Here is a 13,672-nt window from a genome sequence, read left to right as displayed (position 1 = left end):
CGCCGCCCATGGCCACGCAGCCGGCGGCCATGGGCGGCGTCATGCGTGCTCAGTCGTGGCTGACCCTGGGACCGCCCCAGGGGAGTCGGTCGGTCGGCCAGAGCTCAGGCTGCCGCTTGACCGTGGCGTCGGCCCGGCCGCCCACGGGGCAGCGGAAGCCGTGCGGGGGCACGGTCAGCGAGATCAGGTAGTTGTCGATGGGCACCGTGCTGCACTCGTCCTTGCCGTAGATGCGGTGGCCCCAGCCCTCGTACGTGAGCAGCACCGCCTTGGGGCCGAGCTGGCGGCCCACGTCGGCGGACCAGACGTACGGCGTGGAAGGGTCGTGGATCGAGTTGCCCAGCAGCAGCGGAGCACTGCCCGTGTAGCGCAGCCGGTGCTGCGGGTTGGTGGTGGGGTGGCCGAGGCAGACGGGCAGGTCCTCGATCGGCATCGGATTGAGGCGCATGTCGGGAGCGAGGCGGCGGGAGCTGCGCAGCAGCGCGGCGTACTCGTGGTAATTGCGGACCCGCAGGTTGTAGTCCTCGCAGAGGATCGTGGTCGGCAGTTCGGCGACCTCCCCTGTCACGGGCTGCCGGCCGGGCGGCGGAGGCACCCACTCCGGCAGCGGTCCGCCGTCCAGTGCGCGCAGCATCTCGCTCAGCAGTTGCCAGGCGGGGCCCTCGGTCCCCAGCACGCCCTGCCAGAGGACCTGCACCTCGGTCATCGGGCGGTCCGTGACGCCTGGGTAGTACAGCTGCCCGCTGCGTGCCTTGGCCAGCAGCCGCTCCCACAGCGCCCGGACGTCCTGGCCGTGCAGGGCGCAGGCGGACTCGTGCTCACACCAGGCGACGAACTCGTCGAACGCGTCCTCGACGGCGGCCGCCTCCGTGTCGAGGAAGGCCTTGACGCCGAGGCTGTGGTCCATGTTGCTGTCGAGCGCCAGGGCCCGGATGCGGCCGGGGAACAGCTCGGCGTACATCTGCCCGATCAGCGTGCCGTAGGAGATCCCGTAGTAGGTGAGCTTCTCCTCGCCGAGGGCGGCGCGGATGGCGTCCAGGTCCCGCGCGACGTTCGCCGAGTCGACGTGGTCGTACAGAGGGCCGGTACGGGCCCGGCAGTCCTGGCGCAGCCTCCTGGCGTAGGCGCTCCACCTGTCGAAGTCGGCCTGGCTGGTCATGACCGCGTACGGCATCTGGTTGTACAGCGAAGCCGAGCAGATCACCGGGTGGCTGCGGCCCACGCCCCTGGGGTCGAAGCCGACGATGTCGAAGTGCCGCTGGAGCTCTTCGGTGAAGAAGTCGGGAGCGCCGTAGGCGGCCTCCACGCCCGATCCGCCCGGCCCGCCCGGGTTGATCACCAGGGAGCCGATCCGAGCCGCGGGATCGGTGGCCTTGCGCCGGGCGAGAGCGAGGTCGATGGTGGGGCCCTGCGGCCTCGACCAGTCGATCGGCACGGTCAGCGTGCCGCACTCGGCGGAGGGCTCCTCCTCGCAGGGGGCCCAGACGATGCCGCCCTTCGCCGCCTCCGCCGAGGCTCCGTCCGGGGTGGCCGCGCCTGCGGCCGCCGCGGTCGGTAACAGGGTCGGTAACAGGATTGCCACCACCGCCAAGGCGGCGGCCAGTACAGAGGACTTCGGTCGCACATCGCTCCAATCGTCGTCGACTGGCCCTCGCATGGCACGCGGCCGACTCTGATCGTCCCCGTCGACGGCCCCGTGGCCCGGCGGCGCGGCGAGCGCGCACCGTGGGCAGGCCGAGCGCACCATCCAGCCGATCCACACGTTCGCTCGTACGTCGTACCACGAAACATTCACCTATGGACGTCATAGATCGTGATATGGCCGGAAATATCGTGATGATGGCGCTAATCGTTGCCCCGCCGCGCCTACACCGAGGCAGGCAGGGCGAGGAGTGGGAAGTGGTCGGGGCCGAGGAAGGTGACGATCTCGGCAATGTGCTCGCCACGCAGCGCGAACACGGTGATCGACCAGGCGAGATGCGGCCCGGTGGGGTCGGCGCCGAGGTAGAAGGCCACGGCGGGCTGGCCGTTCGCGCTGGTGGGCAGGGTGCGCCAACTGGGGCATCTGGTCATCGGGACCTGAAGCGCGAAGTCGGCGACGGCCTCCAAGCCGGAGTACCAGTGCGCCATCGGTGGCATCGACCAGGTGACGTCCTCCGTCAGCAGCGCCACCAGGGCGTCGGCGTCGCCGCGTTCCAGCGCCGTGGCGAATCCGGTGACCAGCTTGCGTACGTGGGCGTCGCCCAGCTTCCGCAAGGTCTGCTGCTGGGTGGGGGAGGAGATCCGCTCCGCGGTGAGCCGGTGCCGACACCGCTCGGCCGGATCGCGGTGTTCGCCGACCCCGACGGCAACCTGGTCGGCCTGCTGAGCAGGAGGGACGCATGACCGACCCGGTATCCCGGCCGACCCGGCACCGCGACGCCGACCTCTGGTCGCTGATCCACGCCGAACGGGCGGCCCTGGCGGCCGACCTGGCGGATCTGACCGGCGAGCAGTGGGTCACGCCGTCGCTGTGCACCGGGTTGACCGTGCGCGAGGTGCTGGCGCACCTCACCGCGGGCGCCACCCTCAACCCGGTGCGATGGCTGGCAGGCGTCATCCGCTGCCGCTTCGACTTCGACAGACAGGTGGCCATGCGGCTGGCCGAGCAGCTGGGAGCGAGCCCGGCCGAGACGCTCGGCAGGTTCCGCGGCGTCATCACCGGCACCACCAAACCGCCCCTGCCGACCGTGGCGATGCTGGGCGAGACGATCGTGCACGGCGAGGACATCCGGCGGCCTCTGGGCATCCGCCGCGACTACCCGATGGAGACGCTCACCGTGGTCGCCGACTACTACCGGCGCTCTGACCTGGTCGTCCTCGCCAGGGGGCGGATCAGCGGCCTGCGTCTCTTCGCGAACGACGGGCCCTTCACCGCGGGCTCCGGCCCGCTCGTGGCGGGCACCACGTTGGCGCTGACGATGGCCATGACCGGGCGCGCCTCGTACTGCGACGAGCTCGAAGGCGAGGGTGTGGCGACCTTGCGCGAACGCGGTGAGACGCCCTGACCTCGGCCGCACGCCGCCAGGCGACAGGCACATGGCCCGTGGCCGAGTGCGGAACCGCTCGTCAGGGGCGGGCGTGGACACCGATGCCTCCGGAGACGACAAGGTTGTCGCCGGTGATGTAGCCGGCGGCGTCCGAAGCGAGGAAGGCCACGGCTTCGGCGACATCGGCGGGAGCGCCGACGCGGCCGAGCGGGACGTCCCGAGCCCAGGAGTCGATCATTTCCTGGGAGACACCCATCTTGCTGTAGGCAGGGGTGTTGATCAGTCCTGGGCTGACGGCGTTGACGCGGATGCGGCGGGGGGCGAGTTCGAGCGCGAGGGAGCGCATGAGGGGGACCAGTGCGCCCTTGGCGGCGGTCATGGCGGCTCCGATCCCTTCGCCGGCGCCCACGGTGAACACGACCGAGGCGCCCTCGCTGAGGAGCGGGAGCGCCTTCTGCAGGGTGAAGAAGCTGCCCTTGACGTTGACATCGAACAGGGCGTCGAAGGCGGCTTCGTCGGTTGACTCGATCGGGCCGGGCCGGGAGATGCCCGCGTTGAGGAAGAGCAGGTCGAGGGAGCCGAATTGCCGGCGTGCCTGCTCCATCGCGCGGTCGATGTCCGGCAGGGACCGTGCGTCGGCCCGGACGATCGCGATGTCATCGGGAAGTCCGGCGTCGGCGAGGTTGCTGACGCCGGTGACCATGACGCGGTAGCCGCGGGAGCGGAGCAGTTCAGCGGTCGCCTTGCCGATGCCGCTGGTTCCACCGGTGATCAAAGCTGCAGGTGCAGACATGATGCGTCCTTTGCGTGCTTCCGGGAGGTAGGGGGATCGGTGCGCGGCTCTACCGCGACGATCATTTTTGGCAGCGTACGACATCTTGGCAGCGACTGCCAACATGCGTTCGAGTGTCACCGTGGCAGTGCTCAGTTAACCTGGGCACATGAAGCAGGAAGCCGAGACGGCGAGGGATGCACCGGCCACGCTGTGGGACCGGACACGGCAGCTGGCCTCCCGGGAGATCCTGGAGACGGCTCTGCGCCTGTTCACCGAGCAGGGCTACGACGAGACGACCATCGCCCAGATCGCCCGAGAAGCCGGTGTCTCCCAGCGCACTCTCTTCCGCTATTTCGGCACCAAGGAGGACCTTCTCGGCGGCAACCAGGACCGGTTCGGCCAGGTCCTCACAGACACGATCAGCGAACTGCCGACCGAAGCCGGTGTCTGGGAGGCCCTGCGCGCAGGGGTGGCTGCCGTACTGAACCTGCACAACAGCCGCGAACAGGCCCTGGAGCGGTTCCGTCTCCTGCACAACACCGCCTCGCTACGTGCCGGTTGGCTCGAAAAGCGACTGCGATTCCAGGAGGACCTGCTGCCGCTCATCGAGGCGCGTATGGATGCTGCTACCGGCAGCGTGAACGTCAAGGCCCGCGCAGTGATCGCGACGGCGTTCGCATGCCTGGATGCCGCAACGATGACGTGGGTCGACAATGACGGCAAGGGCGACATCATGGATCTGTACGACGAGTGCCTGGCTGCAGTGCGTGGCTGACCAGCCAGAAGCTGGGTTCTAGCTACCGTGTGTGAAGGTGTACTCGCTGGGGTTGAAGGAACAGTGGCTGCCCGACAGCACCTGACCCTTGTGCGAGATCTTGTGTACGCCGCTGGACTTGTAGGTATGAGACCCCAGCGGGATCACGGCATCGGATTCTCTTCCGCCGGTCCGGTACACGTCGACTGAGCCGTCGCCCCAGTCGACGACGTTCTCGAATCTGCACCTTGAGGTGTTGCCCGTGTTGATGACAGCCACCGAGGCGGTGGGATCCGTGCTCGCGCACTCTTCCACGGCCGTTTTGGCGAATCGGCACGGCTCCTTCGCGGGGAGCGCTTGCTGCTCGGCGAAGCTGCTGGGCACGGAGCCGGCGACAAGGCCGGCGGTCATGGCACATGTCGCCAAGGTGAATGCCAGGAGTTTTTCGCTGCGCCTCATGGCGGATTCCCTTCGGAGCGGTCAGAGCTAACGCTTTGTGCGCCTTTCAGGAATTGGCGGTCAGCGACCGGGGCTTGGCTGCCTCCTTGATTACATCGTTCACGGGCTCTGCGGCTGCGCTCAACCAAGTCGGCCTCAAGTCGCTCCCAAAGGTGTTGACCCTGACGCTGCGTCAACCTCTCAGCATGGTGGGCATGACGACGAGAACCAGTGCGATCGAGGTCGCCGGGCTGCGCAAGTCGTACGGCGACCATGAGGTGGTCGCCGGGGTCGACCTGACCGTCCCAGAAGGCACCGTCTACGCCCTGCTCGGGCCCAACGGGGCCGGCAAGACCACCACAGTCCGGATCCTGTCCACGCTGCTCCCCGCCGACGCCGGTGAGGCGCGGGTCGCCGGGTACGACGTCCGCCGCGAGGCCGACCAGGTGCGTGAGCGGATCGGAGTGACCGGACAGTTCTCCGCCGTGGACGAGTTGCTGACCGGGCGGGAGAATCTGCGGCTGATGGCCGACCTCGGCCACCTCGACCGGCGCCGTGCGGAGACCGTGGCCGGGCAACTGCTGGAGCGGTTCGACCTGGTCGATGCCGCCGACCGGCGCGCGGCGACGTACTCCGGCGGTATGAAGCGGCGGCTGGACCTGGCGATGACCCTGGTGGCCGGCCCGCGGCTGATCTTTCTCGACGAGCCGAGCACCGGTCTCGACCCGCGCAGCCGCCGTGACCTGTGGGGGATCGTGCGGGAGCTGGTGGCGGACGGGGTCACCGTCTTCCTCACCACCCAGTACCTCGAGGAGGCCGACCAGCTCGCCGACCGGATCGGCGTGCTCGACGGTGGCCGGCTGGTCGCCGAGGGCACCGCGGCCGAGCTGAAGCGGCTGGTCCCCGGCGGTCACATCGAGCTGCGGGCCGCCGACAGCGGGCGGGTCGCCGAGCTCGCCCGCCGCTTGCCCGGAGCGAGCCCGAACGCCGAGGCGCTCACCGTGACCCTGCCGCACGACGGCAGCCTCACCGCGCTGCGACGGCTGCTGGACGGGCTCGACGACGACGCGGTCACCGGGCTCGCCGTGCACACCCCGGACCTGGACGACGTGTTCCTGGCTCTGACCGGCCACCCCACCACGGAGCAGGAGGTACGCCAGTGAGCACCACGACGTACGCCGTCCGCGACTCGGCGACCATGCTGCGCCGCAACATGAAACGCATGGCCCGGTACCCGTCGATGACGCTGGTGCTGATCGGCCAGCCGCTGCTGTTCCTGCTGCTGTTCGTCTACGTCTTCGGCGGCACCATGGGCGCCGGTCTGCCGGGAGCGCCGACGGGGGACCGCGGCGACTACCTGACGTTCATCACCCCGGGGATCCTGATGATGACGGTGGCCAGCGTGTCCATCAGCACGGCGGTCCTGGTCGCCACCGACATGACCAACGGGATCATCGACCGGTTCCGGACCATGGCCATCGCCAAGGTCTCGGTGCTCACCGGCCACGTGCTCGGTGCGATGATCCAGACCGCGCTCGCGCTCGCGGTGGTCTTCGGGGTGGCGTTCCTGCTCGGGCTGGAGACCGCCGCCTCGGCGATGCAGTGGCTGGGCCTGGTTGGTCTGCTCACGCTGCTCTCCTTGGCGATGACCTGGCTCACCGTGGCGCTGGGGCTGGCCAGTCCGGACCCGGAGACCGCGAGCAACTGGCCGATGATCTTCCTGCTGCTGCCGTTCGTGGGCAGCGGGTTCGTACCGGTCGAGTCGATGCCGGCCGGGCTGCGGTGGTTCGCCGAGCACCAGCCGTTCACGCCGATCATTGACGCCTTCCGCGGCCTGCTGGCCGGATCGCCGGCTGGGGCGGACGTCCTCTGGGCCGTCGGCTGGTGTGTGGTGATCGGATCGGTCGGCTACCTCTGGTCGCGTCGCCTCTACCGGACCCGCGCCGCGAACTAGGAGACTGGTGCGATGCTGACCATCGGCGAGCTGGCGTCGTACGCCGGAGTGACGGTGCGCGCGGTGCGGCACTACCACGCCAAGGGGCTCCTGCCGGAGCCGGAGCGGGACCACTCGGGCTACCGCAGGTACGACGCCGGCGCAGTGGTCGAGCTGATCAAGATCCGGACCCTCGCCGAGGCCGGGGTCCCGCTCGCGCGGGTGCGGGAGCTGCTCCAGGCCGAGGAGGAGGAGTTCGCCGCGGCGGTCGCGGACATCGACAGGCGGCTGCGGGCGGAGATCCGGGAGCGGCAGCGGCACCGCGAGCGGATCGCCCGCCTCGCCGCCGGGGACAGCCTGGCGCTGCCCGCGGAGGTGGTCGAGTTTCTCGACCGGCTGCGGGCGCTCGGGGTCGACGAGCGGATCGTCCAGGTCGAGCGGGACGGCTGGATCCCGCTGGCCGCGCACTCGCCCGACCGGGTCCCGGAGTGGATGGCACGCAAGCGGGAGCAGCTCGCCGACCCGCAGCTCATCGACTTCTATCTCACCCTGGGCCAGGCTCTCGACCGTACCGACGACGACCCACGGCTGGTCGAGCTGGCCGACAAGCTCGCCGCCTACATCACCCGGATGGCCGACGAGCAGGGCGAGGAGTACGTCGACGACGCCGACATCGAGCCGCCGTTCGCCAAGCTGATGGACGCACTGGCGTTCGACACCGCGCCGCCGGCCCGACGGCTGATCGAGCTGCTGAAGAAGCGGGGCTGGACCGGCTGGACCAAGCTGGAACGCGTGGACCCGGCACGGTCCATGGCCAAGGAGTGGGCCGGCCCTGGCTAAGCTGCCCGCATGTTGCGTCCTGGAAGTTGGTCCAGGCCTGCGGGTGAAAGTCCCGTCCGGGTAAGCACTGGAGCGCCCGGTAGCAGGCCCCGGTTCGTCGTGGAGACATGGCGGGCTGAGCGGGGCGTCGAGAGCCTCTTTGGAGGGAGCAAGCACGCGGGCCGTAGCGTGAAGCGAACCTTGCAGCCTCGTCATAGTTACAACGGAGAAGCCGAGCCGCTCATGTCACGGCGAAGGCCATGCCTGGTGGGCTCTGTTCCAGGGTCAGCTCGTCGGGTTCTCCCGGGGTACGGAGGATGGCACGTGTGCATGGTCTGGGCCGGAACAGGAGAGACCCGTCTGACCACGCCTTTCGTCGGGCAAGAGACCAGGCGTATAAGCCGATGGTGAAGTCGTCTGGAGGGCAGCGGGAGTCCGAGGGGGTCGTAGTACCGCTGATCGGCGTGCAACACAACGCGCCGGGAGGGAAGGGCCCTCACCTTGATCACGCTTGGGGCGAGGGTAAGCACAAGGGCATGACCCAGGGTCCTGGGTCCAATCACCCCGGCGGGCCGTCGCCCGCCGTGCTGGACGGGCAGGGGTCCGTTCTGAACGTGCGACGACTTCAACGCAAGCTATGGACTGCGGCCAAGCAGTCTCCGGAGCGGCGTTTCCACGCTCTGTTCGACCGTGTCCACAGAGGTGACGTGCTGTGGGAGGCGTGGGAGCGGGTCCGGGCCAACAAGGGTGCCGCCGGAGTCGATCGGGTGACTGTGGCGGATGTGGAGGACTACGGGGTCGGCCGGATGCTGGCCGAGCTTCAGCATGACCTTCGCGCAGGCAGGTATCGTCCCGCGCCGGCCAGGCGTGTGGACATCCCGAAACCACACGGTGGCAAGCGTCCGCTGGGGATACCCCGGATCCGTGATCGCGTGGCTCAGCAAGCCGCCAAGCTGGTGTTGGAGCCCATCTTCGAGGCCGACTTTGTGCCGGTCTCCTTTGGGTTCCGGCCGAAGCGGTCGGCGACGCAGGCGATGGAGCGGTTGCGTAAGGGCTTCATCGAGGGCCGGGTGTTCGTGGTGGAGTTCGACATTGTCGACTTCTTCGGCGAGATCGATCACGATTGTCTTCTCGCTGAAGTAGGGCGGCGGGTGTCGGACCGGCGGGTGCTCAAGCTGCTGCGGCTGTGGCTTCAAGCAGGGGTGATGGTGGATGGGGAGGTTCGGCGGACGGTCGCGGGAACTCCACAGGGGGGCGTGATTTCGCCTCTGATGTCCAATATTTACCTGCACGTTCTGGACGCCGAGCTGACCAAGCGAGGGGTGGGCGAGCTGGTGCGGTACGCCGACGACGGAGTCGTCTTGTGCCGCAGCCAAGCCCAGGCCAGAGCGGCCCTGAAGGCGGTCGAGGGCATCCTCACCGCGCTGGGGTTGAGGCTGCACCCGGACAAGACGAAGATCGTTGACCTCAGAGAGGGCCGGGAAGGACTCGACTTCCTCGGCTGCCACTTCAGAGCCCGCATGTCCGGGCGGTTGTGGGAACACAAGCGGGTCATCCGCTACTACCTGCATCGCTGGCCCAGTCAGACGGCGATGAAGAGACTCCGGTCCAAGGTCCGTGAGCGGACCGACCGCCGCCGGTCGGGAACGGATATCCGTGACGTGATCGCGGATCTCAATCCGGTCCTGCGCGGCTGGGGCAACTACTTCAAAACCGGGAACGCCGCCACCAAGTTCCGCCAGATCGACAACTACGTGGTGTGGCGTCTGCACCGTTTGATGATCAAGAAGCGCGGACGCAACCTACGAGCCGGTCGATCGAGGCAGTGGACCGAGGAGTGGTTCAACGGGCATGGCCTGCATCGCCTGCGAGGCACCATCCGCTGTCCGAAGGCAGCGTAACCATGTCAAGAAGATCATCGGTAAGCCGTATGCGGGAAAACCGCACGTACGGAATTGAAAGGGGGATGGGGAACCGGGCCTTCACGGCACCGCGCCCCTGACTACCAATGGCTCGGATTCTTCTCCTGCACTCGATGTACGGCCTGCGGCCCGCCGTGCACCAGGCCGCCGACAGGTTCCGGGCGGCCGGCCACGACGTGCACGTCCCCGACCTCTACGGCGGCAGGGTCGTCGACACGGCTGAGGAGGGCATCGCGATCAAGGAGGAGATCGGGCGGGACACGCTGCTGAAGCGGGCCGTGGCCGCTGCAGCCCCGCTCTCCGGCGAGCGGCTGGTCTACGCGGGCTTCTCGCTGGGGGCGGCGCTCGCGCAGAACCTCGCCCTGGCCGACGAGCGGTCCCGCGGGCTGCTGCTGATGCACGGGACCTCCGACATGGCCGACGGTGTCTCGGCCGACGACCTGCCGGTCCAGCTCCACGTCGCCGACCCGGACACCTACGAGCCCGTCGACTGGCTGAACGCGTGGTACCTCAGGATGCGCCGGGCGCGGGCCGACGTGGAGGTCTTCCGCTATCCCGGCGTGGGCCACCTGTTCACCGACCCTGACCTGCCCGACTACAACGCCGAGGCCGCCGAGCGCGCCTGGGCGGTCGCCCTCGACTTCGTCGCGGACCTTTGACCGGCTACGTCGCCACGCCCCCGTCCAGCTCCAGGCGGGAGCCGGCGAACGTGGCCCGCAGGCGACGATCGTGCGTCACGACCACCAGGGCGCCGTGGTAGGAAGCCAGCGCCTCCTCCAGTTGCTCCACGAGCATCGGCGACAGGTGGTTGGTCGGCTCGTCGAGCAGGAGCAGGTCCACGGGCTCGCTCACCAGCCGCGCCAGCTCGATCCGGCGCCGCTGCCCGTAGGAGAGCTCGCCGACGCGCAGGCCCAGGTCGGACGGCCGGAACAGCCCCAGGGCCAGCAGCGCGTCCGCGTGCTCGTCCAGGCTCCCGGGCCGCCCGTCCGCGTAGGCCCGCAGCACGGTCCGATCCGCCGGCCCGGCCGGCCGAACGGTCCCGCCTCTGTCGGGCCGCCGCAGGTCGCCGGTGTCCAGCTCGTCCTGACGGAAGTAGCCGACGCGGCCGGACCGTCGTATCTCGCCCCCGTCCGGCCGTAGCTCGCCGGCGAGCACCCGCATCAGTGTGGTCTTGCCCGCCCCGTTCGGGCCGGTGACGAGCAGCCGTTCACCGGCGCGGAGGGCGAGGGAGTCCAGCCGGAGCCGTCCCGCCACCACCACGCCGTCGAGCGCGACCACCTCAGCTCCGGCAGCGGCCCCCGCGGTGGTGAGGCCGGCGGTGAAGCGCAGCGGCTCGGGCGGCGGCGGCGCCGGGTGGTCGGTGAGCCACCGCAGCCGCTGCTGGGACTGCCGGATGCGCCCGGCGGCCCCGTGCGTACGCGAGCGCGCCCGCCAGGCGCCGGTGCCCATGCCCGCCTTGACCGCCTTGCGCGGGATACCGGCCAGCCGGCCCGCGTTGGCCGCCACCAGTGTGGCATGGCGGTCCACCTCCGTCTTCCACTCCTCGTGGGCTCGCGCCTGCGCGGCGCGTTCGGCGGCCTTGGCCGTGAGGTATCCGGTGTACCCGTCGCCGTAGCGGCGCACCTTCCCGTCGCAGACCTCCAGGACGGCAGTGGTCACCCGCTCCAGGAACACCCGGTCATGCGTGATCGCCACGACCGTGCCCCGGTGGGCGCGCAGCCGCTGTTCGAGCCAGGTCACCGCCTGGTCGTCCAGGTCGTTGGTCGGCTCGTCGAGCAGCAGCAGCTCAGGAGCGGACGCCAGGGTGGCGGCCAGGGCGAGCCTGGAGCGCTCACCGCCGGACAGCGTGCCGAGGGGACGGCGCCGATCGAGTCCGGGCAGCCCGAGCCCGTGCAGCGCGATCTCCACCCGAGCGTCGGCCTCATAGCCGCCCCGCGCCTCGAACTCCGCCACCAGCCGCGCGTAGACATCGTAGACATCCAGTCCCGCGGAGACCCCTTCCACCTCCGCACGAGCCTCCACATGAGCTCCCGCATGTGCCCGCGCGCGAGCCTCCGCACGTGCCTCCACCTCAGCCTCGCCGAGCGAGCGCTCGGCGGCACGCATCCGCGCTTCGAGCTCGCGCAGATCAGCGAGGGCCAGGTCGACGGCGTCGCCCACCGTCGCGTCCGGCGGCAGCGCGAGCGACTGCGGCAGGTATCCGACACCGCCGGGCGCGACGGCCACGAGCTCGCCGTTGTCCGGCCGCTCGGCCTCGGCCATGAGCCTGAGCAGCGTGGACTTGCCCGACCCGTTGTCGCCGATCACCCCGATCCGCTCACCGGGCCTGACGGTGAGCGACACGCGGTCCAGGACGACACGAGTGCCGTAACGCTTGGTGACCTCGGTAAGCGCCAGTTGGGCAGCACTACGCAAAAGGGCCCAGCCTCCTCTTCTAAGAAAGACGAGACGGTCCGTCTCGCCTAAGTGAGTATGCAGGCGCGGCGGCACTAAGTCAAGACGGACCGTCTCGTCTCCTCAAGTCAGGATGGGCCGCCGCCGTACGCGGCCGAGCCCGCGCCCGTGCCGGAGGGTGAAAGTTTCAACGCGAATCCGCAGGTCGCCGCCGGCAGCTCCGCCCCAGGTTTGACGCGGGCGGCTGCCCGTGCGATCAAGCAGGCGCGGTTCCCGCCGGAAGGGAAAGCGCTTGCCGAAGAAGCGCGCCCGCAATGTTAGCGCTACCACAAACCGAGGTACCCGAATGAAACGCCTGGCCGTCCTGCCCCTCCTGCTGATCGCCACCCTCCTCCTACCCATCCAGAGCGCCCTGGCCGACACGAACGTGGCCAGGAGCGCGACGCCGTCCGCCTCGTACACGTCCTCCTGGGAGAGCGTGGCGGCGATCAACGACGGCATCGACCCGCCCGGCTCCAACGACACCGCCAACAAACGCTGGGGCACCTGGCCCAACACCGGCACCCAGTGGGCCGAGCTCACCTGGAGTTCGACCCAGTCGATCAAGGGCGCCGACGTCTACTTCTTCGACGACGGCGGCGGCGTCCGCGTCCCCGCCTCCTGGAAGCTCCAGTACTGGAACGGCAGCGCCTACACCGACATCTCCGCCACGTACCCGATCGCGGTCAACGCCTACAACAAGGTGAGCTTCACGCAGGTCGGCACCACGCGGCTGCGCGTCGTCCTGCAGAGCGGCCAGGGGTCCGTGGGGCTGCTCGAGGTCAAGGCGTGGGCCCCCGACTCCGGCGGCGGCACCTCCACCTGGAACCCGCCGGCCAATCTGGTCACCCCGCTCAACGAGGTCTGGCAGCACGTCGAGAGCACGTACCCGGACCCGTACGGGTTCCGCAACTACGGCTGGGACCAGATCATGGCCAACAAGGGCTCGATCAACTACTGCGTCCGCTGGGACACCACCGCCACGGTGACGGCGGCCCAGCGTGACCAGATCCACGCCGCCCTGGCCCGCCAGTTCAAGAAGTGGATGGACGTCATGGCCGGCCACAACGGCTGGCCGTACGCGAGCGTGCCGGTCAAGGTCGTGGGCTGGGCCGTACGTGACCGCGCCCAGCTGCAGTGGAGCGACAACTCGGTCGACATCTACGTCAACAACATCCGCGAGAACGCGCCCCAGTGCTCCGAGCCCTGCGGCCGGTTCTTCAACCAGAGCGGCAACTACCCCAACTGCCCGGGCGGCGCGTCGCACCACTACGACATGTCGCTGTGGCTGACCGCCGGGTTCGGCGGGGGAGCCGGGGGCGACTGGGGGCAGCGGATCGGCAGCGAGTACTTCATGTCGAACCTCAACACCGACAACATCCACATCCTGCTGCATGAGATGGGACATTCGTTCGGCCTGGACGACTTCTACGACTGGACTCCGACGGGCCAGTGCTGCTTCCTGATGAAGGCGGGCAGCGCGGCGCAGATCACGGAGTTCGACGCGTGGATGTTCCGCGACTGGTGGCGGCACCTGAAGAGCCGCTACGGCTACTGACGGACAACGGG

At 69.3% G+C, this 13,672-nt stretch carries 14 protein-coding genes; 9 read left to right on the top strand and 5 right to left on the bottom strand.

The features are described 5' to 3' along the window. Positions 1 to 49: 49 nt before the first annotated feature. Together ABD830_RS17695 and ABD830_RS17690 are read right to left on the bottom strand one after the other, a co-directional pair. On the bottom strand, positions 50 to 1,582 hold the full coding sequence (locus tag ABD830_RS17695) for an alpha/beta fold hydrolase (protein ID WP_344988363.1): 1,533 nt from the start codon (positions 1,580 to 1,582) through the stop codon (positions 50 to 52). 284 nt (positions 1,583 to 1,866) lie between these two features. Continuing rightward, complete coding sequence (locus ABD830_RS17690; RefSeq protein ID WP_344988361.1) at positions 1,867 to 2,256, bottom strand: nuclear transport factor 2 family protein; 390 nt, start codon at positions 2,254 to 2,256, stop codon at positions 1,867 to 1,869. Between ABD830_RS17690 and ABD830_RS17685 the strand changes: the two genes are divergently transcribed. Beyond that, a complete protein-coding gene (locus ABD830_RS17685; RefSeq protein ID WP_344988359.1) occupies positions 2,233 to 2,385 on the top strand; it encodes a VOC family protein in 153 nt (50 codons plus the stop codon). The two genes, ABD830_RS17690 and ABD830_RS17685, sit on opposite strands and share 24 nt — an antisense overlap. After that, entirely contained in the window at positions 2,382 to 3,047 is a 666-nt protein-coding gene (locus ABD830_RS17680) for a maleylpyruvate isomerase family mycothiol-dependent enzyme (protein ID WP_344988357.1), read from the top strand. The genes ABD830_RS17685 and ABD830_RS17680 overlap by 4 nt, the downstream gene beginning before the upstream one ends. 61 nt (positions 3,048 to 3,108) lie before the next feature. Here the strand turns inward: ABD830_RS17680 and ABD830_RS17675 are convergent, their stop codons facing one another. Next, positions 3,109 to 3,822: an SDR family NAD(P)-dependent oxidoreductase gene (locus ABD830_RS17675; RefSeq protein ID WP_344988355.1), complete on the bottom strand. Its 714-nt coding sequence runs from the start codon at positions 3,820 to 3,822 to the stop codon at positions 3,109 to 3,111. A 148-nt stretch (positions 3,823 to 3,970) separates the two neighbouring features. Between ABD830_RS17675 and ABD830_RS17670 the strand changes: the two genes are divergently transcribed. Continuing rightward, positions 3,971 to 4,579 carry a TetR/AcrR family transcriptional regulator gene (locus ABD830_RS17670; RefSeq protein ID WP_344988354.1) on the top strand — a complete coding sequence of 203 codons (609 nt, stop codon included), beginning with the start codon at positions 3,971 to 3,973 and terminating at the stop codon, positions 4,577 to 4,579. Positions 4,580 to 4,597: 18 nt separating this feature from the next. Here ABD830_RS17670 and ABD830_RS17665 read toward each other — a convergent pair whose 3' ends face one another. Beyond that, positions 4,598 to 5,017 (bottom strand): hypothetical protein, encoded by a 420-nt coding sequence (locus ABD830_RS17665; protein WP_344988352.1) that lies wholly within the window; start codon positions 5,015 to 5,017, stop codon positions 4,598 to 4,600. A gap of 194 nt (positions 5,018 to 5,211) precedes the next feature. On the opposite strand from ABD830_RS17665, the gene ABD830_RS17660 reads away from it, so the two are divergent. The 5 genes from ABD830_RS17660 (at position 5,212) to ABD830_RS17640 (ending at position 10,329) form a co-directional block, all read left to right on the top strand. Next, on the top strand, positions 5,212 to 6,159 hold the full coding sequence (locus tag ABD830_RS17660) for an ATP-binding cassette domain-containing protein (protein WP_344988350.1): 948 nt from the start codon (positions 5,212 to 5,214) through the stop codon (positions 6,157 to 6,159). After that, on the top strand, positions 6,156 to 6,950 hold the full coding sequence (locus tag ABD830_RS17655) for an ABC transporter permease (RefSeq protein WP_344988349.1): 795 nt from the start codon (positions 6,156 to 6,158) through the stop codon (positions 6,948 to 6,950). Before ABD830_RS17660 ends, ABD830_RS17655 begins: the two co-directional genes overlap by 4 nt. A 12-nt stretch (positions 6,951 to 6,962) precedes the next feature. Continuing rightward, positions 6,963 to 7,769, top strand: coding sequence for a MerR family transcriptional regulator (locus tag ABD830_RS17650; protein ID WP_344988347.1), 807 nt, complete (start codon positions 6,963 to 6,965; stop codon positions 7,767 to 7,769). 686 nt (positions 7,770 to 8,455) lie between these two features. Beyond that, positions 8,456 to 9,649, top strand: coding sequence for a group II intron reverse transcriptase/maturase (gene ltrA, locus ABD830_RS17645; RefSeq protein ID WP_344988345.1), 1,194 nt, complete (start codon positions 8,456 to 8,458; stop codon positions 9,647 to 9,649). A 107-nt stretch (positions 9,650 to 9,756) separates the two neighbouring features. Then, positions 9,757 to 10,329 (top strand): dienelactone hydrolase family protein, encoded by a 573-nt coding sequence (locus ABD830_RS17640; protein ID WP_344988343.1) that lies wholly within the window; start codon positions 9,757 to 9,759, stop codon positions 10,327 to 10,329. 4 nt (positions 10,330 to 10,333) lie between these two features. Here the strand turns inward: ABD830_RS17640 and abc-f are convergent, their stop codons facing one another. Further along, entirely contained in the window at positions 10,334 to 12,085 is a 1,752-nt protein-coding gene (gene abc-f / locus ABD830_RS17635) for a ribosomal protection-like ABC-F family protein (protein ID WP_344988341.1), read from the bottom strand. 325 nt (positions 12,086 to 12,410) lie between these two features. Between abc-f and ABD830_RS17630 the strand changes: the two genes are divergently transcribed. Next, the gene (locus ABD830_RS17630; RefSeq protein WP_344988340.1) at positions 12,411 to 13,661 is read left to right on the top strand and encodes a hypothetical protein; all 1,251 of its coding nucleotides are present in this window, start codon (positions 12,411 to 12,413) and stop codon (positions 13,659 to 13,661) included. Positions 13,662 to 13,672: the final 11 nt, after the last annotated feature.

Source organism: Nonomuraea helvata (assembly GCF_039535785.1).
In the GTDB taxonomy this organism is placed as follows: domain Bacteria; phylum Actinomycetota; class Actinomycetes; order Streptosporangiales; family Streptosporangiaceae; genus Nonomuraea; species Nonomuraea helvata.
This window is presented reverse-complemented; position numbering and strand designations above follow the sequence as displayed.